Origin of the sequence: Holdemanella sp. DFI.5.55 (genome assembly GCF_020593575.1) — a bacterium.
In the GTDB taxonomy this organism is placed as follows: domain Bacteria; phylum Bacillota_I; class Bacilli_A; order Erysipelotrichales; family Erysipelotrichaceae; genus Holdemanella; species Holdemanella hominis.
Genome location: NZ_JAJDMK010000007.1, coordinates 16,717 through 36,029 on the forward strand (window position 1 = coordinate 16,717; position 19,313 = coordinate 36,029).

The 19,313-nt window shown below is 35.0% G+C and carries 21 protein-coding genes and 1 other annotated feature; of the genes, 15 read left to right on the plus strand and 6 right to left on the minus strand.

Features of this window, described 5'->3' with window-relative positions; genetic code table 11:
* Positions 1 to 32 precede the first annotated feature (32 nt).
* On the plus strand, positions 33 to 1,067 hold the full coding sequence (locus tag LJE08_RS02965) for a low specificity L-threonine aldolase (RefSeq protein WP_227402362.1): 1,035 nt from the start codon (positions 33 to 35) through the stop codon (positions 1,065 to 1,067).
* A 2-nt stretch (positions 1,068 to 1,069) separates the two neighbouring features.
* On the opposite strand, the gene LJE08_RS02970 is transcribed toward LJE08_RS02965, so the two are convergent.
* From LJE08_RS02970 to LJE08_RS02990, 5 genes are read right to left on the minus strand one after another with little or no spacing between them, the layout of a single operon-like run.
* Positions 1,070 to 2,143, minus strand: a complete 1,074-nt coding sequence (locus LJE08_RS02970) for a metallophosphoesterase (RefSeq protein WP_227402363.1) — start codon at positions 2,141 to 2,143, stop codon at positions 1,070 to 1,072.
* Positions 2,140 to 2,895, minus strand: coding sequence for an alpha/beta hydrolase (locus LJE08_RS02975; RefSeq protein WP_217255762.1), 756 nt, complete (start codon positions 2,893 to 2,895; stop codon positions 2,140 to 2,142). The genes LJE08_RS02970 and LJE08_RS02975 overlap by 4 nt, the downstream gene beginning before the upstream one ends.
* Entirely contained in the window at positions 2,892 to 4,088 is a 1,197-nt protein-coding gene (locus LJE08_RS02980) for an acetyl-CoA carboxylase biotin carboxylase subunit family protein (protein WP_117926335.1), read from the minus strand. Before LJE08_RS02980 ends, LJE08_RS02975 begins: the two co-directional genes overlap by 4 nt.
* Before the next feature lie 4 nt (positions 4,089 to 4,092).
* Complete coding sequence (locus LJE08_RS02985) at positions 4,093 to 4,605, minus strand: NUDIX hydrolase (protein WP_117926336.1); 513 nt, start codon at positions 4,603 to 4,605, stop codon at positions 4,093 to 4,095.
* A gap of 52 nt (positions 4,606 to 4,657) precedes the next feature.
* Positions 4,658 to 5,362: an N-acetylmuramoyl-L-alanine amidase gene (locus LJE08_RS02990; RefSeq protein ID WP_117926339.1), complete on the minus strand. Its 705-nt coding sequence runs from the start codon at positions 5,360 to 5,362 to the stop codon at positions 4,658 to 4,660.
* A 90-nt stretch (positions 5,363 to 5,452) separates the two neighbouring features.
* Here LJE08_RS02990 and LJE08_RS02995 point away from each other — a divergent pair, with 90 nt between their 5' ends.
* The 11 genes from LJE08_RS02995 (at position 5,453) to aspS (ending at position 16,237) form a co-directional block, all read left to right on the plus strand.
* Positions 5,453 to 6,184: a ScpA family protein gene (locus LJE08_RS02995; RefSeq protein ID WP_186998413.1), complete on the plus strand. Its 732-nt coding sequence runs from the start codon at positions 5,453 to 5,455 to the stop codon at positions 6,182 to 6,184.
* A 1-nt stretch (position 6,185) separates the two neighbouring features.
* A complete protein-coding gene (gene scpB / locus LJE08_RS03000; protein WP_117926341.1) occupies positions 6,186 to 6,731 on the plus strand; it encodes an SMC-Scp complex subunit ScpB in 546 nt (181 codons plus the stop codon).
* A gap of 3 nt (positions 6,732 to 6,734) precedes the next feature.
* On the plus strand, positions 6,735 to 7,463 hold the full coding sequence (locus tag LJE08_RS03005; protein WP_117926343.1) for a pseudouridine synthase: 729 nt from the start codon (positions 6,735 to 6,737) through the stop codon (positions 7,461 to 7,463).
* On the plus strand, positions 7,463 to 8,182 hold the full coding sequence (locus LJE08_RS03010) for a 16S rRNA (uracil(1498)-N(3))-methyltransferase (RefSeq protein WP_186998412.1): 720 nt from the start codon (positions 7,463 to 7,465) through the stop codon (positions 8,180 to 8,182). Before LJE08_RS03005 ends, LJE08_RS03010 begins: the two co-directional genes overlap by 1 nt.
* Before the next feature lie 7 nt (positions 8,183 to 8,189).
* Positions 8,190 to 9,479 (plus strand): tRNA (N(6)-L-threonylcarbamoyladenosine(37)-C(2))-methylthiotransferase MtaB, encoded by a 1,290-nt coding sequence (gene mtaB / locus LJE08_RS03015; RefSeq protein ID WP_227402364.1) that lies wholly within the window; start codon positions 8,190 to 8,192, stop codon positions 9,477 to 9,479.
* On the plus strand, positions 9,470 to 10,912 hold the full coding sequence (locus LJE08_RS03020) for a UDP-N-acetylmuramoyl-L-alanyl-D-glutamate--2,6-diaminopimelate ligase (RefSeq protein WP_227402365.1): 1,443 nt from the start codon (positions 9,470 to 9,472) through the stop codon (positions 10,910 to 10,912). The genes mtaB and LJE08_RS03020 overlap by 10 nt, the downstream gene beginning before the upstream one ends.
* 78 nt (positions 10,913 to 10,990) lie before the next feature.
* The gene (gene rpsU / locus LJE08_RS03025) at positions 10,991 to 11,170 is read left to right on the plus strand and encodes a 30S ribosomal protein S21 (protein ID WP_003865021.1); all 180 of its coding nucleotides are present in this window, start codon (positions 10,991 to 10,993) and stop codon (positions 11,168 to 11,170) included.
* A 12-nt stretch (positions 11,171 to 11,182) separates the two neighbouring features.
* Positions 11,183 to 12,169: a PhoH family protein gene (locus tag LJE08_RS03030; RefSeq protein ID WP_227402366.1), complete on the plus strand. Its 987-nt coding sequence runs from the start codon at positions 11,183 to 11,185 to the stop codon at positions 12,167 to 12,169.
* Between the two features lie 59 nt (positions 12,170 to 12,228).
* Positions 12,229 to 12,963 (plus strand): YebC/PmpR family DNA-binding transcriptional regulator, encoded by a 735-nt coding sequence (locus LJE08_RS03035; RefSeq protein ID WP_117926353.1) that lies wholly within the window; start codon positions 12,229 to 12,231, stop codon positions 12,961 to 12,963.
* Positions 12,963 to 13,152 (plus strand) — a binding site (T-box leader). Its footprint overlaps the gene before it by 1 nt.
* A 38-nt stretch (positions 13,153 to 13,190) precedes the next feature.
* The gene (gene hisS / locus LJE08_RS03040) at positions 13,191 to 14,498 is read left to right on the plus strand and encodes a histidine--tRNA ligase (protein WP_186998408.1); all 1,308 of its coding nucleotides are present in this window, start codon (positions 13,191 to 13,193) and stop codon (positions 14,496 to 14,498) included.
* Positions 14,499 to 14,500: 2 nt separating this feature from the next.
* Positions 14,501 to 16,237, plus strand: a complete 1,737-nt coding sequence (gene aspS, locus LJE08_RS03045) for an aspartate--tRNA ligase (RefSeq protein ID WP_227402367.1) — start codon at positions 14,501 to 14,503, stop codon at positions 16,235 to 16,237.
* Between the two features lie 45 nt (positions 16,238 to 16,282).
* On the opposite strand, the gene LJE08_RS03050 is transcribed toward aspS, so the two are convergent.
* Positions 16,283 to 16,864: a hydrolase gene (locus tag LJE08_RS03050; RefSeq protein ID WP_117925653.1), complete on the minus strand. Its 582-nt coding sequence runs from the start codon at positions 16,862 to 16,864 to the stop codon at positions 16,283 to 16,285.
* Positions 16,865 to 17,143: 279 nt separating this feature from the next.
* On the opposite strand from LJE08_RS03050, the gene truB reads away from it, so the two are divergent.
* The 3 genes from truB to LJE08_RS03065 are packed head-to-tail and all read left to right on the plus strand — an operon-like array spanning position 17,144 to position 19,313.
* A complete protein-coding gene (gene truB, locus LJE08_RS03055; RefSeq protein WP_186998405.1) occupies positions 17,144 to 17,968 on the plus strand; it encodes a tRNA pseudouridine(55) synthase TruB in 825 nt (274 codons plus the stop codon).
* Positions 17,968 to 18,945: a riboflavin biosynthesis protein RibF gene (gene ribF / locus LJE08_RS03060; protein ID WP_227402368.1), complete on the plus strand. Its 978-nt coding sequence runs from the start codon at positions 17,968 to 17,970 to the stop codon at positions 18,943 to 18,945. Before truB ends, ribF begins: the two co-directional genes overlap by 1 nt.
* A gap of 38 nt (positions 18,946 to 18,983) precedes the next feature.
* A complete protein-coding gene (locus tag LJE08_RS03065) occupies positions 18,984 to 19,313 on the plus strand; it encodes an Asp23/Gls24 family envelope stress response protein (RefSeq protein ID WP_186998403.1) in 330 nt (109 codons plus the stop codon).

Genomic DNA, 19,313 nt, shown 5'->3' on the forward strand with positions numbered 1-19,313 from the left:
TTGTGCTACAATGGTTTTGGGAGTTGATAAAGATGTTATTTTTTAGAAATGATTATGGCCAAGGATGTATTCCAGAAATCATGGAATATATGAATACTACCAATGGTCATTCTTTTACTGGATATGGTATGGATGCGATTTGTCAAAATGCCAAAGAAACCATTAAAAAACATATTCCAGACTACGATGTAGATATCCACTTTTTAGTTGGAGGAACGATTACTAACCAAACCATCATCAAAGCTTGCTTAAAACCATTTGAAGCCGTGATTGCCTGTGATACAGGACATATCGCCACCCATGAAACGGGTGCGATTGAAGCTGTAGGACATAAAGTAATTCAGGTAAATAATTATGCTGGAAAGATCAATCCTAGCGATATTCGTAAAGTATTTGATGCACACATGCTCTCATATGAACACATGGTTTATCCAAAAATGGTTTATATTTCCAATGCCACAGAATACGGAACGGTGTATACATTAGATGAATTAAAAAACATTCGTGCGGTTTGCGATGAATTAGGTCTATATTTAATGATGGATGGTGCAAGACTAGGTGTTGCCTTATCCACTGTAGATTATACTTTAAATGACCTGGCTAATATTTGTGATGTATTCTATATTGGCGGTACAAAAAATGGAGCTTTAATGGGAGAAGCTGTTGTCATCTCCAATCCTGAATTAAAGCCATATTTCCGTTTTGTGATGAAACAAAATGGAGCAATGCTTGCCAAAGGATGGTTTTTAGGTATTCAATTCTTAGGCTTATTTGAGCACGATGCTTTCTTTGGATATGCCAAGCAATCGGTTGTTTTAGCACAGAAAATTCAATCTAAACTACAAGAACTTGGCTATGCCTTATTCATGAAGAGTGATACAAACCAGATTTTTGTGAATGTATCAAAGGAACAATACCAATTCTTAAGTGAAAACATTGATTTTGAAATCTGGGAAAAATGCGATGATCACTATGTCATTCGATTCGTAACAAGTTGGCACACAAGTGAAGATGAAGTCAATGCATTGATCACATATTTAGAACAAGCAATCGAAAAAAAAGAATAGTATCATTCTAGGTTCGAACGATAGGTCCAGCCTAGTATACCATTCTTTTTGATTTGAACTTTATCTTGATAGGCGAATACCTCTTTGACGGTATCGCCTTTTTTTAATGGAATCTCATAATTTGTATAATCATACGCCTTCATGTCTTTTGTCACAAATTCATTTTCAACCCAGAATGTACGATTGTTGTAGGGACAATATACTTTTGATTGTATCGAATGTTGTTCAAGGATTTGAATATTACTATGATTAAAAGTAATAAAGAAGGGAATTTGTGTATGATATTTGACATCATGAATGACTTTTCTTTCTTGAAGAAAATCACATCGATCCATTTTTACGGTATTGTCTTCAAATATAAGGGCATTTAATTGACCGCCATATTTCACCATATTACCACCATCAATACTATAAATATTATGTTTTGCATCATAAATAGGATCAAAAGAGGCAATATGCGTACAATATTCGGTTACAGGCATATGGCCTACTACGACATTCTTTTTGAAAACTTCGTTTGTTTCTAAAAAGAAGGCATGGGTCATGACTTGTTTAAAATCGGTTCCATAATTTTCATTTGATTCAATGCCCGCATGCACATAAATATGGTCTTCATCTTCTAAAACATGAGGTAAATCATTTAAGAAACATAATTCTTTTAAATAGTGCTTTCTTAGAATCTGACAAACATTTGCCATATTACTATTATGTGTAATCTCAAAATTTAGATTTCTTGCCATTTCATGAATCAAACTTTCTTTACGAAAACCAAGCACATGTTTTAAAAAATCTAAGCGATACGAATAAAGAACATTCTTCGCAATAAAATCACAATTTCCCATGATACAATGTACATCTTCATTTTGTGCTTGGTGCATAATATAATGCAGGGTATCTAGATTTCTTTTTCCTTTTTCAATTAAATCTCCTAAAAGAATCAAACAATCTTCATTGGGCTTATAAGAAATTTGATCTAATAATTTTAAATATAAATCTAAATTTCCATGGATATCACTAATGACAATCTTACGTTTAGCTTTTGTTTCAAGCTTTTGAATCACTACACTTCGATTCATTGTACCAAGAAAGGAAGGAATGTATCACATTCTTTTTCCCAGTCTTCCTCACAATGTCTTCCTTCAGGAATTACATTGTACAAGACGTCGACTCCTTTTTTAGACAGGGCATTGCCAATTTCTGTACAAGCCTTTGTTTGCCAAACAAATTCATGCATCAAGCTTGTTTCATTTGAACCCCAAGATAGATAGATAGAAGTGTTCTTTTGAATATGACTTTGATGGATATCTTTCAGAATCGCATCCATACTTTCTAATACATAAGGAGAAATCACAATGGCCTTTGAATATACATTGGAATAGGCATAGGCTGCATATAAAGCCATTAAACCACCACAGCTGCTTCCACCAATAAATGTATTCTTTCTTGTTTTTTTGGTTCTATAGTGATCATCTATATAAGGTTTTAATTCATGTACGAAAAAATCCATCGTTTCTTCTCCTTGACCTTCAAAAGAGCCATATTCCGGATCATAGAAAGAGTAGGGAGCGTATTCCTTTAAGCGATTATTTCCAACATGGCTACATTCTTGTCCAACAACAATCATATCGATACCTAGCTTTTCTATATGTTGTTGAATATGAATAGCCTTGCCATAAGTGGCATATGCATCTAAAAAGATATTGTGTCCATCAAAGGCATATAAAACAGGATATTGTTTATTACTTGTATCATAGTCATCGGGTAAATAAATAAAGATTTTTCTTGTGTCATTAAGCTTTGTCATGAAAAGTTCTTTTTCAACGATCATAATCGATCCTTCCTTCTTAATGCACTCTTAAAGAATTCATCTCGCCTTGCAGGACTTGTAAATTTGGCAACAATTGCGACATCGCCCATCGCAGCCGCAAAAGCTTCAGGAAGATATAAGACTTCAATCATATCTTCTTTAAACATCTCTTCCACTTCTTTTACTGTAAAACGATATTTGATGGAGTTTCTTCTTCCTACAAAACCAGCCGAATATCTTCTAAGCTTTGAATAAGAAGCACTTTGTTTCAAGATGACTTCGGCCCATAAACGATAAACATCCAATTCTCCGGCATAATTCATTAAATCCGGACAGAATCCTCCTGGTGGTCTGAAATTCACTTCTAAACCAAAGACGCGTCCCTTTTCGCCTAAACCTTGCACATCATGATTCAATCGAAAGAATTCGCAATGGAAGAAGCGATTCTTGATTTTAAACGCATGGATTGTTCTTTGTACAATGTCACGATATTCATCACTGATCTCAAAAGTTGTATAACAACCAATACTTTGTTGGTAAAGCACAGAATCCATACAATTACCGACATATTCTAAACTGTTTAAATAGCGAATATCCCCGTTTTCATCACAAATACCATCTAAGGTAAAGACATCTCCATCGATATATTGTTCTAGAATCATCACATGATCCTTTGTCTGCATATATACGGATTCTAATTGTTCAGCATTCATGATCTTGTAAGTCATGCTTGCACCTACACCATGATCGGGTTTCATGACTAATGGATAGCCTACTTGTTTGGCAAAATCTAAGCCATCTTTAAGTGTATGTAGTACTCTATAATCTGCCACTGGGACATTAGCTTCTTTATAATATTTTTTCATTTGGGACTTAGATTGAAGTTCTTCAATTCTTTCTAGAGAAAAACCTGTTTTCACATTGAAATCATCACGAAGACGTGCATCTAAATCCAACCAAGCCTCATTATTGGATTCAATCCAGTCAATCTTTCCATACTTAAATGTAAAATAACCACAAGCTTTGACCATTTCATCATAATCATGGAAACTTTTTACGACATAGATCTCGTCACAATATTCTTTTAATTCTTGTTTCAATTGATTGTAGGGTGTATCAACAATGGCTAAAACTTTAGCTCCATTTTCTTTTAAACCCCTGCAAAACATCCAGTAGCTTTCTGGATAGTTTGGTGAAATCACCACAAAATTCATAATCTTAATTCCTTTCTGCCATCATTTGACTGATCGCAATCACAGTCTTCCCGTCATCAATCTTTCCGTTTCTTGTATACTCAAAGGCAGTTTCTAAATCCAGCCACAAAGTATCAATTTCTTCATCTTCATCTAAGCTAAGTTTTATATCCGCTTTTTTTGGATTGATCGCTTTATAAATCCAGATTCTTTCATCGCAAAAGCCTGGAGTGGATACAAAACTTAATAATAATTCTAGCTTATCACAAGCCATACCCGTTTCTTCATTTAATTCACGAAGACCACATTCCATTGGATTTTCACCATATTCGAGTTTACCTGCCGGAATTTCTAATGTTTCTTTACCAATAGCTGGACGCTCTTGCCTTACAAGCAAGATCTTACCATCAACGATACAAATCACACCTACACCACCTGGATGACGGATGATGTCTCTTTTATAGGTTTTATTCTTGATTTCAACATCTTTTTGGACCAAATCAAAAATAATTCCTTTATATATTAATTTTTCTTCCATAAATTACCTCTTTTTCTTTTAATTATAGCACAAAAAAACACTCCGAAGAGTGTTAGTTGATTTGATCTAAAAAGCTTTCTGTGATCGCATTCGCAATCTTTTGTTGGAAAGTTTCATCCGTTAATTTTGTGTAGTCTTCACTATTGCTTAAATATCCAAGTTCTAATAGAATCGAAGGAATTTGACTATCATATAAGATAGGGAAGTTTTCATAATGATCCGAATCAATACCTTCAAATTGCGATAGGTTGATGGAATTCATGGTTTGGGCAAGTTTTTTGGCAAGCTGAATCATATTATCGTTAGGCTGCGTAAAAATGGAGTAGCCTTTGGATAGAGAATCCGAACTTGAATTCATTTGAATGGAAATCAAATACTTTGCCTTTTGCGAATTGATTGAAGTAATACGATCTTCTGTTGAAAGAGAAGAGTCATCACTTCTTGTATACACGACGTTATATCCTACCGAAGCTAGGCTGTCTCCAATCTTCTTGGCAATAATCAGGTTTAGATCTTTTTCACTCGTCTGTCCATCACTTGTATATCCTGCATCACTACCTCCATGACTTGCATCAATACAGATGACAGCTTTCGATTTGCAGCGCGAATTGTCAACTGTATCATTGGTAATAATTGTCGAATTGGTTTGTTCAGGAACATCGATTTTTGATTTTTCTTTAATTTGTTTATTTAAATTTGGCTGAATGACCATCGCTAAAAACAACGCAAAAACTAAAAAGAGAATGGCTCTACGCATGAAATACCTCCTGCCCAATTATTCTAACATTACTCGTTAGAGATGAAAAGCTTTTTAAAATTTGTTATAATGGCTAATATGGGTGATAGTATGGATTTTTTAATAACGTTAGATCAGTTCGAAGGTCCTTTGGATCTGATGCTGCATTTGATCAAAGAAAATAAATTGGATCTGTTTGACTTAGATATGAATGTTTTGGCAACACAATATATTGATTATATTCATGCCATGCAAAATATGCATCTAGAAGTAGCTAGCGAATATTTGTCAGAGTTGGCAAGTCTAATCGCATATAAGTCAAAGAAACTTCTGCCAAGAGAAACGGTTGAGGTAGAAGAAGAATATGAAGAAGATCAGCGTGATCAACTGGTCGCAAGATTATTGGAATATCAAAGATATAAAGAAGTAAGTCTTGCCTTAAAGGAAGATTACGAACAAAGACAACTGCATTTTTCGCGTCCCGTTTCTAGTTTAGTGGAAGAATGGAAAGTACCTGTTGAAAGTGATACTTTAGAAACACAATCACCTTATGATTTAATGAAGGCAATGCGCCATTGTATTGTGCGTATGGAGCTTTTACAACCGTATGAAACAAAGATCACAATCAAAGAATTATCAATCGAAGAAAGAGCTGTACAAATCAAAGAGAGAATGAAACATCTTGAGGGGTCTATTTCATTTCAAGATCTATGTGCAGATTGTACAAGCTTACATATGGTGATTGTGACTTTTTTATCGATATTAGATTTAATACATGAAAAATGGATGACGTATTCCATTGATGAGACGCAGATGATTTGGGTCGCAAGAGAGGATTTATAGAATGGATAATGCGAAAGCAATATTAGAAGGTCTTTTATTCTTAAGTGGAGAAGAAGGCTTGACTATGGATCAGATGATGCATGGTCTACAAAATTTAGAAATGGATGATATACGTGTTTTGTTGGATGCGTTAAAAAAAGAATATTCGAGTTCTTCAAAAGGTATTGAACTTGTAGAATATGCGAATCGTTTTAAGTTTGTCACAAAAGAATTTGTATATCCTTATGGCAAACAATTATTTGAAGAATATAAACAACCCACTCTTTCGCAGGCTGCCATGGAAACTTTAGCTATTATAGCTTATAAACAACCGATTACGCGTGTTGAAATTGAAGAGATTCGTGGTGTAAATTGTGAAATGATGTTAAAGAAATTAGTGGCTCGTGGCTTGATTGAAGCGAAAGATCGTTTAGATGCGATTGGTAAGCCCTTATTATATCGTGTAACCGATGAATTCTTGGATGCTTTTCAATTGGAAGATCTAAAAGAATTGCCGGAACTACCTCAAACTAGAAACAATAGTGAAGAATTATTTGAAGGAGAATAGATAATGGAAAGACTACAAAAAGTAATTGCCCAAGCAGGTATTTGTTCAAGAAGAAAAGCCGAAGAATTGATTTTAGATGGTAAAGTTAAAGTCAATGGAAAAGTATGTGACGTTTTAGGTACAAAAGTATCCAATCAGGATAGTATAGAAGTCAATGGAAATATGATTTCGAAAGAAGAAAAAGTATACTATATCATGAATAAACCAAAAGGTTGCCTATGCACAAGTAGTGATGACAAGGGCAGAAAAACCGTATTGGATTACATGCCACAAAACCAAAGAATCTTCTCTGTAGGACGTTTGGATTATGATACGAGTGGTGTTTTATTACTTACAAATGATGGCCAATTCTGTAACCATATGATTCATCCTCGATATCACTTAGAAAAGACATATGTTGTTAATCTTCAAGGTATCTTAAGTGATGATGACATCAAACAATTACGAAGAGGATTAAAAACTAAGACAGAAAAGTATCAACCAGCAAAAGTATTTGTGCTTCAAAAAGATTTAACTCGTAATCGTACCCAATTCGAATTAACGATTTCAGAAGGAAAAAATCATCAGGTTAAAAATATGATGTTGGCATTAGGCCATGAAGTGCGTCGTTTGCACAGAGTGAAGTTTGCGTTCTTAGACGTAAAGGATTTAAGAGCCGGAGAATATCGTCGTCTAAAACCATATGAAATCAAACAATTGAATCGCTTAAGTATGGAAGGCGAACAAAAATAATGAAACAAGTTTATTTAGATCAAAATGTTTCGGTACAGGATGTAATTTGTTTAGATGTTAAACAAGCGCACCACATCTTTGATGTACTTCGTACGACATCAAAAGAAAAGATTCGTATTGTTACTAAAAATTCAGGGGTATTCTTTGGACATGTTGAAAATAAGCCTAATTTAGTGATTGATTCCATGGTGGATGTCTTTGAAGAAAATCAATCGATCACCTTATGTTGTGCTTTGATCAAACAAGATAAGTTCGAATGGATGCTTCAAAAAGCTTGTGAACTTGGAGTTCATAAAATCGTTCCTTTTGTATCGAAGAATACAGTGGTAAAACTGGATGAAAAAAAAGCTGAAAAGAAACTCATTCGTTGGAATGAAATCTTACTTGCAGCTACAAAACAGTGCAATCGAAATACGTTAGTGGAATTAGAGCCTGTGATTGCGTTAAAGGATCTATCAAATTATAAGAGTGAATGTAATTTAGTGGCCTATGAAAAGGAAAATGATCCTTCAAAACATATGGCCCATTATTTAAAAGACAATCCACAATCCATTACTGTATGTATTGGGCCTGAGGGTGGATTTGAAGAGAGTGAAATTCAAGTATTAAATGAATTTGGTTTTGACAATTGTTCTCTAGGTAAAAACATCTTACGTGCAGAAACGGCTGCTTGTTATGTGTTGACAGCTATTGAATACCAAAATCATGTGGAAGGATAAGGGGAAAATGAAATTTTCAATTATTACACTAGGCTGTAAAGTAAATACGTATGAGTCACAATACTATGCAGCTCAATTAGAAGAATTAGGATATGAACAAGTATCACCGGATCAAGCGTGTGATATTTGTATCATCAATACGTGTACTGTCACAAACACAGCCGCCAGCAAATCACGTCAAAAGATTCATTATGTCAAACGAATGAATCCAGATGCATTATGTGTTGTTGTGGGATGTTTTGTGCAGTTCGCAAGTGAAGATGAAAGAAAGGCTTTGGATGCTGATCTTGTGATTGGTGCTAAACAAAAAAATGAATTGGTGAATTTAATCCAAAAAGCATTGCAGGATCATGAAAAAATTGACGTTGTCAATGAGGTTACGCAATTTAAAGATTTTGAAGCTATGCCCGTACATTGTTTTGAATCGATGCATAGAGCTTTCTTAAAAGTACAAGATGGATGTAATCAATTCTGTTCCTATTGTGCGATTCCTTTTGCGCGTGGTAGAGAGCGTAGTTTAAATCATGAACAGGTGATTCAAATTGCTAAAGATTTATGTGATAAAGGACATACAGAAATTGTGTTAACTGGTATTCATACGGGGCGTTATGATGATGGAGAATACGATTTAGCTAAATTAATGAAAGCCTTATTAGAAAATACTCCAGATTCTGTGTATTATCGTATTTCAAGTATAGAAATTACGGAAGTCAGCGATGCATTGATTGCCTTAATGAAAGAGAATCCTCGTATGTGTCATCATTTGCATATTCCGGTACAATCGGCATGTAATGAAACGTTAAAACGTATGAATCGTCCATATACAATTGAGCAATTCAAAGAAAAAATCAACTATATTCGTTCTTGTATTCCGAATATTTCAATTTCAACGGATGTAATTGCAGGCTTTGTCCAGGAAAGTGATGAAGAATTTGAAACGACATATGAAAATCTAGCGGATCTAGAATTAAGCTTCTTCCATGTTTTCCCTTATAGTAAGCGTAATGGTACTAAGGCTAGTACTTTAAAGGGTGAAATCAATGGAAATGTCACAAAAGCTAGAGTGGCTCGTTTACTTGAACTTTCGAATGCTTGCAGAGAACGTGACATGAAGCGTTTTAATCCTGTACAAGTCTTGATTGAAAGAAAACAAGATGGCTATTATACTGGTTATACAAGCCAATATCATTCTTGTAAGATATTGAGTGATACACCATTAAGTGGTAGAATCACTATCGAATGGGATCGTATTGAAGATGGTACGTACTATGGAAAGAAGGATGATGTATGCGATTAAGCAAACTATTTAAAAATGCACCGACAGTCAATATTACGGGTTTAAGTTTTGATTCAAGAACCGTTCGTCCGGGAAATATTTACTTCTGTTTACCAGGACTTACAAATGATGGCCACGATTTTATTGATTCTGCAATAAAAAATGGAGCTGTTTGTATTGTACATTCAAAAGAATTATTGAATATGGCACCTGGTGCTGTATATATTCGTGTAGAAGATGTCAATGATGCCATGAATAAAGTGGCTCGTATTTTCTATGCTCGTCCAAGTGATAAAATGAAGATGTATGGTGTAACGGGCACAAATGGAAAATCAACAATCACAAATATCATTCGTGATATTATCAACGACAAAACGCCATGTGGCTATATTGGTACGATTGCGATTAAATATGGTGATATTGAGTTGCAACCAAATTTGACTACGCCAGACGCATTGTTCTTGCAGTCTAAATTGGCAGATATGGTTCGCTGTGGAATGAAGGCTTGTGCTTTAGAAGTATCGAGTCATGGTTTGGCTCAACATCGTGTCGATGGTATTTCTTTTGATTGTGCGATTTTCACAAACCTTACATATGATCATTTGGATTTCCATGGCACAATGGAAAATTATTTTGAAGCGAAGTCTTTGTTGTTTAAAAACTTAGTCAAAGAAGATGGCGTATCCGTAATTAACAAGGATGATGAAAAATATGGAGCTTTAAAGGATTGTTCAAAAGCACGTGTTATTTCTTATGCGATAAATAGTGAAGCAGATTATCGTGCTATTAATATTAAGATGAGTTCACAAGGTACGCAATTTGACTTGGTATATTCAGGTCATATGTATCCGGTTAAGACAAATTTAGTGGGTAACTTTAATGTTTATAACTTATTAGCTGCCATTGCAGCGCTCAATGAAACAGGCTATGATTTAGAAAGAATTATTGAAAAATGTGCACATATTGCCCAAGTTGAAGGTCGTATGGAACGTATTGATTGTGGTCAGCCATACAACGTAATCGTTGATTTTGCACATACACCCGATGGTATGGAAAAAATGATGCAGTTTGGACGCAGTGTCACAATGCCAGGTCATCGTTTGATTGCGGTATTTGGATCAGCTGGTAAGCGTGATGTACACAAGCGTAAAGTCTTTGGTGAACTTGCCGATAAATATTGTGACTATATCATAGTGACAGAAGACGATCCTCGTGATGAAGATCCTAAAGAAATTGCCGAACAAATCAAGTCAGGCATTCAAGATACACCACATGTGTTTGTACAAGATCGCTATGAAGCCATTCATCAGGCAATCAGCTCAGCCCAAGAAGGAGATACGGTATTGCTTCTTGGTAAGGGTGATGAAAGCTTTATCTATCGTGAAAATGGAAGAGCCCCTTGGGTTGGCGACAATGTAGCGGCTAAAGAGTGTATTAAGGCAAGTTTAGCTTAAAAAATCAAATTGTGCTTGCATTATATGAAATCTTTGATATAATGTTTTTGCTAATCTTGGGAAGGGAGGTTTGTGAATATGCCAAAAGTAGTTCTTAAAGAAAACGAAGGACTTGATGACGCTTTAAGAAGATTTAAACGTCAGGTTTCTCGTAATGGCACCCTTGCTGAGGCGCGCAAAAGAGAATTTTACGTAAAACCAGGTGTACGCAGAAAGTTAAAATCTGAAGCTGCACGTAAAGCACGTAGAGGTAAATAATCTGCATTTTTAATGCAGATTTTTTTCTTGAGGAGGAGATTTGTGGCTTTTTTTGAATTTGATTGTTCCGACAGAACATTTGAAGAGATTCAGATTTTTGCAGGATTTCAAGATTCCAACTTGGATATGTTGAGTAAATGCTTTAAATCTGTATGTATGATTCGTGACCAGAAAATCAAAGTGGAAGTAAACGAGACTTTAGATACACATTTAGTAGAAGAAGTCATTGCGGCTTGTTTTTCAATTATTGATACGCAACATCGTTTAAATTCACAAGATGTAAGCTATATTTGTTCTTTGGCTTTTAAAAATCGTTTAAAAGATTTTAAGGCTCATCAGCTACATGCTGTATGCAAGACAAAAACCGGTAAAATGATTTATCCAAAAACAATTGGACAAGCTATTTTATGTGATGCGATGCGTCATAATGAAATTGTTTTTGCGACAGGTGTTGCTGGTACCGGTAAAACATATCTTGCGGTAGCTTATGCGGTGAGTATGTTAAAGAGTGAACGGGTCGAAAAAATCATTCTTACGCGTCCAGCTGTTGAGGCAGGGGAATCTCTTGGTTTTTTACCTGGCGATATGAAGGAAAAAGTAGATCCTTATTTAAGGCCTTTATATGATGCATTAAATGAGATGCTTGGCTTAGAAACAGTTGAAAAATATGTGGAGAAACAAGTCATTGAAATTGCACCTTTAGCGTTTATGCGTGGACGTACTTTAAATGATGCCGTTGTGATTTTGGATGAAGCACAGAATGCGACGTGTGCGCAGATGAAGATGTTTTTAACGCGTATGGGTAAAAATTGTAAAATGGTTGTAACGGGAGATGTTACACAGATTGATTTGATCAAGAAAAAGGATTCAGGTTTGATGCAGGCTTGTACAATCTTGGATCATATTGATGGTATTTCAATTATTCATTTGGAAAATAGTGATGTAGTTCGAAATCCATTGGTTCAAAAAATTATTGAACGTTATGCCAAGGTTGAATAATTTGACTTTGACTGTTATAATAATTAACTGTAAAAAATAAATTGAAAGGTGATAAATCTATGGGAAGACATTTTGAGGTTCGTGCTGCAGCAATGCAGAAGACAGCCAATGCGAAGGCAAAAATTTATTCAAGATATTCTAAAGAGATTTTAGTTGCTGCAAAGAACGGTGACCCTAATCCAGATATGAACCAAACTTTAAAGAAGGCGATTGATCGTGCAAAGGCAAACAACGTGCCTGCAGACGTAATCAAGCGTGCTATCGAAAAAGCGAAAAGTAGTGCAGATGAAAGTTATTCAAGTGCTCGTTATGAAGGATTTGGACAGGGTGCTGGATCTACAATCATCATTGATTGTTTGACAGATAATGCAAACCGTACAATCGCAAACTTAAGAGCTTGTTTTAATAAATCGCACTCTAAATTAGGTGTTGGTGGATCTGTATCATTTGGATATGAACACTTAGGTGTAATCGTTATTCAATATGATAATGAAGAAGCTATGATGGATGCTTTATTAGAAGCAGAAATCGAATTAAATGACATTGAAATCGAAGAAGGATATATGACAATTACGGTGGATCCAACACAATTGGATGACGCAAAAGTTGTTGTTGAAAAATTGATTCCTGATGTTAAATTTGAAGTCTTAGAAGATAAGATGATTCCAAATGAAGAAGTTGAACTTCACGGTGAAGATTTAACTTTATTTAAACGTTTAGTTACTTTACTAGATGAAGTTGATGATGTACAAAATGTATATCACAATGTTTCAAACCTAGATGAAGCTGAATAATTAATCCTAAGAAAAAGAAGAAAATAAGGATATACTGTAGAGAGAAAATGGTTGGTGAAAATTTTCGTAGAATACTTATTGGGACACTTTGGAGGAGTTGGACAAAAACCAACCGTTCGTCGCGTTAAGACTTGAGGTGTATACTTTACGTATAAAATAAGGTGGTACCGCGTTTAAAACGTCCTTATATCAGGGCGTTTTTTTGTTTATTTAAAGGAGGAAAACGCATGGCATATCAAATTCCTAGAGGTTGTCAGGATGTATTTGGAAATGAATCCTATAAATGGCAAGCTCTTGAACAAACATTAAGAAGTTTCTGTTACATGTACAATTATGATGAAATTCGTACACCTATTTTTGAACATACAGAAGTCTTCAAAAGAGAAAATGATTCAAGTGACATGGTAAACAAAGAAATGTATACTTTTAAACTTGAAAACTCAAAAACATCATTAACACTTCGTCCAGAAGGAACTGCAGGTGTTGTTCGTAGTTTTGTTGAAAATAAAATGTTCGCAAATCCTGATCTACCCGCAAAATTCTATTATATGGGACCTATGTCAAGACATGAACGTCCTCAAAAAGGGAGAATGCGTATTTTTAACCAGTTTGGTGTAGAGGCTTTAGGTGTTAAAAGTCCTTATGTCGATGTAGAAACAATCGTACTTGCATTCTCAATTCTTAAATCACTAGGATTAAATGATATTAAAGTATGTCTAAATACATTAGGTGATGATGAGTCTCGTGCAAACTATCGTAGTGCATTAAAAGAATATTTTGCTCCTTATGTAGATGAGTTGTGTGGAGATTGTAAACGTCGTTATGAACAAAATCCATTACGTATTTTAGACTGTAAAGTAGATCATGATCATGAATGCATGAAGAATGCACCTAAGATGTCAGACTATTTAAATGAAACCAGTCAAGAATACTTCAATACAGTATGCGAATTATTAGATAAATTAGAAATTCCATATGAAGTAGATGACAAGTTGGTTCGTGGATTGGATTACTATACTCATACAGTATTTGAGATTGTATCTATGAATTCAGAAATGGGTGCACAATCCACAGTTTTAGCAGGTGGACGTTATGATGGATTGATTTCATATTTTGGTGGACCCGAAGGCATGAGTGGTATTGGATGGGCTCTAGGTATGGAACGTCTATTGATTGCCTTAGAAGCTGAAGGTATTGAATTGGAACAAAAACCGGCATTAGATGCTTACGTAATGTGCCTTGATAAAGAAGCTAGAACCTATGCTTTTGAAGTGTTGACTGAGCTTAGAGCATATGGATATCGTTGCGATATGGATATGATGGAAAGAAGCTTTAAGGCACAATTTAAGGCTGTGGATCGCGCCAAGGCTAAACTTGCGATTTTGATTGGTAAATCGGAATTAGAAGAAAAGAAAGTCACAGTTAAAAATATTGCACATAAAGAACAAGAAACTATTAGTGTTGAAGAATTGATTCCATATGTTGATTCTTTATTAGTAGAAGAAAATCATCATCACGAACATGAAGGAGAATAGAAATGTATAGAACTCATAACAATGGAGAATTGCGTCTTCAAGATGTAAATTTAGAAGTCACTTTATGTGGCTGGGTTGCGAAACGCCGTAATTTTGGAGCTTTGGTCTTTATCGATTTAAGAGATCGTTATGGTATTACACAACTTGTATTCAATGAAGATATAGCAACACAAATCAGTGATGTACGTAATGAATATGTACTACAAGTAAAAGGAACGGTTGTTGAAAGAAAAGACAAAAACCCTAAGCTTGAAACGGGGGAAATTGAAGTTGTAGTTCGTGAAGTAAAAATTGTTAATACAGCTATCACCACACCAATTATCATTGCGGATGAAACAGATGCTTTAGAGGATACTCGTTTAAAATATCGTTATTTAGATTTAAGAAGACCAGTTCTTCAAAAGAATCTAATCTTAAGAAACCGTATAACTTTATTAGTTCGTAACTACTTAGCTAAATATGGCTTTACAGAAGTGGAAACACCTATTTTATGTCGTTCGACTCCAGAAGGTGCACGTGACTATTTAGTGCCTAGTCGTATTAGTAAAGGGGAATTCTATGCACTTCCACAATCGCCACAGCTATACAAACAGTTATTGATGGTCGGGGGAATGGATCGCTACTTCCAAATTGCTCGTTGTTTTAGAGATGAAGATTTAAGAGCAGACCGTCAACCTGAATTCTCACAGATCGATATTGAAATGAGTTTTGTGGACGAAGAAGACATTTGGTCAATGACAGAAGGTTTGATGAAAGAAATCTTCAAAGATATCAAAGGTATTGAACTACCAGAATTTAAACGTATTCCATATGATACTTGTATGGAAAGATATGGTTCAGATAAACCAGATTTACGTTTTGACATGCCTTTATATAATGTCAGTGAAGTATTCGCAAACACTGAATTTAAAGTATTCGAAAATTGCTTAAATGAAGGTGGCATCATCCAGGCTATGAATGTTAAAAATGGAGCGGACAAGTTCTCAAGAAAACAATTGGATAAACTACAAGATTATGTAAAAGTATATGGTGCAAAAGCACTTGCCAACTTAAAATTAACAGCGGAAGGCTTTGCGGGAAGTGTCACAAAAGTTTTATCCGATGCCGAAAAAGAAGCATTGCGTACAATGTTGAATATCGAAGAAAATGATATTGTATTCTTCGTAGCGGATAAGAAGAAAGTGGCTCAATCCTCACTTGGTGCATTGCGTGTAAAATTAGGTCATGATTTAGATTTGATCAACAAAGATGCCTATGAATTTTTATGGGTTACAGATTTCCCAATGTTTGAATATGATGAAAATGAAAACCGTTATGTAGCGGCTCACCACCCATTCACATCACCTAACTTAGAAGATGTCGATAAATTGTTGAGTGATCCAGCACATTGTTATTCTAGAGCTTATGACTTAGTGTTAAACGGCTATGAATTATTATCAGGATCCATTCGTATTCATGATCAAAAGCTTCAAGAAAAAGTATTTGAAGCTATCGGTATGACTTTAGAAGAAGCACATGAAAAATTCAGCTGGTTTATGGATGCATTCCAATATGGAACTCCACCTCATGGAGGTGTAGGTATTGGTCTAGAACGTTTAACTATGATTTTAGCTGGTACAGACAACATTCGTGATGTAGTCGCATTCCCTAAAACAGCAAGTGCATCGGATTTAATGGCACAGGCACCAAGTCCTGTAGATCCAGCACAATTAAAAGAATTGGGTATTGAAACAAAGTAAGACAGGAATCTTTTCCTGTCTTTTTGATTTAAAAAAACAAGTCATCTAGACTTGCTTATCTAAAAAATATGTAGCCTCCATATCGGCAGTACTTAGCGCAAAGGCAAGCGGGAATAATTCAAAAGCTTTACCCACATTATTGACTGGGTCGCTTCCAGAAAATCCCATATGATAACGAATCGCAAACGCTTCTTCACGAGTTATACGCATGAATGGCTGAATCATATAGACACTTTTTTCACCATGACCAAATGGAATATTGTCTTCAAATTCAAAAACATCCACTTGATGCCACTCACCATCGATTTTCTTGTTTCTTGTACCTTTTTTATAGACATTGATCTTACATACATCATGAAGTAGGGCTACAAGAGCAATGGTTTCATCGCTGTAGCGCATATTGTACGTATCTTGAACTCTTTGTCTTGATAAATAGTCCTTTAAACAATGATACACATGTACACTGTGTTCACAAAGACCACCTTCCATGTTGCCATGAAAACGTGTGCTTGCAGGGGCCGTAAAAAAATCAGAGTGAACTCCTTCTAAGAATTCTAGAAAGGTATCGGCACCTTCACGTTGGATATTTTCTTTATATATTTGAATAAATTCTTCTTTTGCGTTCATATTTTTTACCTATTTAAAAAGCCCAAGAACATGAGATCTTTCCCTGTTAAGTACAGGTGGGTAATCTGTGAATAGCATTAGGATCCCCACGCGTAGCGGGTCTTCAACACAACAATTCAACATCCGATTTCCCTTATCTCGAGTGTAGGAAAAATTAATGTCCTTAGGCACCTCTATAATAACGAACTTCATATTAGAATACAAGTCTTGACTTTTTAGTGCCAGATGTGCATAGTTGCAAGTACCCTTAAAAACAAGTAAAATATAAAAGGTGAAATTATGGATGGAATTTTAATTATTGATAAACCGTATGGTATGACAAGCCATGATGTTGTGAATTGGCTTCGAAAAAAATATAAACAAAAAAAATTTGGACATACAGGTACACTAGATCCCAACGCAACCGGAGTTTTAGTTGTTCTTTGTGGAAAGTCGTGTAAATTATTACAGTTTTTAAGTGATACAGATAAAGAATATGTTGGGCAGATCGAATTTGGTAAAAGTACATCAACCGATGATATTTGGGGTGAAGTGGAAGTTGAAAAAGAAATGAATTTGGATTTTTGTTTTTCAGAGGAACTTCAAAAATTTGTTGGTAAGAACCATCAATTGGTGCCAAAGACTTCCAATAAAAAAGTGAATGGGAAAAAATTAATGGACTATCAAAGAGAGGGACTTGAAGTTCCTAAAGTCTATAGCGATATTGAAATTTATTCGATGGAAGATCTTGGTGACTACAGTTTTAAAGTGGCATGTTCGAGTGGAACGTATGTTCGTAGTATTTGTCGTGATTTGGCTTTAAACACAAATAATCTAGGTTGTATGAAAAGTTTAAGACGAACTAAAGTTGGTCGCTTTACAATTGATCAGGCTCAAACACTAGAAGATCTTGAAACACAAGAACCTGTCTTATATCCTTCAATCTATGTATTGGATCATTTAGATAAGATTGACTATCAACCGATTCAAGATGTGTACCAAGGAAAACGCATTCGTTTAGATAATCAAAATCAAGAAGTATGTATTGTAGATGCAGGTGAGCCTATCGCAATCTATGAAAAAGAGCGTGAAGGAATTTTTAAGAGTAAAAGAGGTCTATGGTAATGGAAGTCATTCGTATTGATTATTTACATGTACAAGAAAATTTGCCAAAGAGTTCTTGTTGTATAGGCTTCTTTGATGGCCTACATACAGGGCATCAGGCATTGCTTGAGAATTGTATTGCCAAAGCCAAAGAGTTAAACATTCAAAGTGGTTTGATCACATTTGATCCAGATCCTTGGAAAATCTTTTTTCCAGATTGTGTATGTCGTCATATCACAACGTTAGAAGATCGTATTCACTTGGCAAGCGTGATGGGTATTGAAGTGATGTATGTCATTACTTTCTCTAAGGATTTTGCAGCCTTAGACGTAGATGCCTTTCATATACTGTTAAAAAAGATGAATGTAGCACATATTACTTGTGGATTTGATTTTAAATATGCTTCAAAAAATACAGGGAATGTTGATACAATTTCTTCACAAAACTATTTTGATGTTTCAGTGATTGCCAGTGTAAATTCGAAAAACGAAAAAATCTCATCCAGTCGCATTGAGCCACTAATTCAAAGTGGCAAGATGGATTTAGCCAATGAATTATTAGGCTATATGTATTCAATCGAAGGTGTGATTGAGCATGGCTTTAAACGTGGCAGCACACTCTTGAAGTTTCCAACCGCAAATCTTGGGGCAAATCCCGATTATTTAATGCCTTCCAGTGGTGTTTATGCAGGCTTTGTATATGTGGATGATACATTTTATGGGGCTATGATCAATGTGGGAAATAATCCTACTTTTGAAAATACAAAAGTTTCAATTGAGGCACATATCTTTGATTTTGATCAAGATATTTATGAACGACAAGTACGCTTTTTCTTCTTGAAAAAGACGCGGAATGAGATTCGTTTTGATGGTTTTGAAGCCTTAAAGAAACAGTTGCAGAGTGATATTGTTACTTGTAAAAATGTAATTTTGTATGAAAAGCAATATGTTGCGAAAACCGCATCACTTTGGGATGCGAAAGTTTTTGAGTTTAAATAACTTTTTTGGTATACTAAAAGAGAAGTGAAGGTGAAAATATGGCGAAAGAATATATCGAGCTAGAACCAGGCAATGAATATGGTGTTATTTCTTTAAATAAATCAGTTTTTTCTACAATCGCAAAGAACGTGATCGAAGAAGATGAAAATGTTCAGATTGCCGAAGGAACAAAACCATTTAAGACAGGAATTGTCACTCGTGTAGAGGGCAATAAATTGACTTTATCAATTCCTGTAAAAGTGAACCACAAATCAAATGTAAGTGATGTTTGTTTAAATCTACAAAACAAGATCTTTGAAAGTATTTCTTATATGACAGACTTTAAACCTGAAGCGATTGAAATTCAGGTGACTGGATTTATTTTTTAA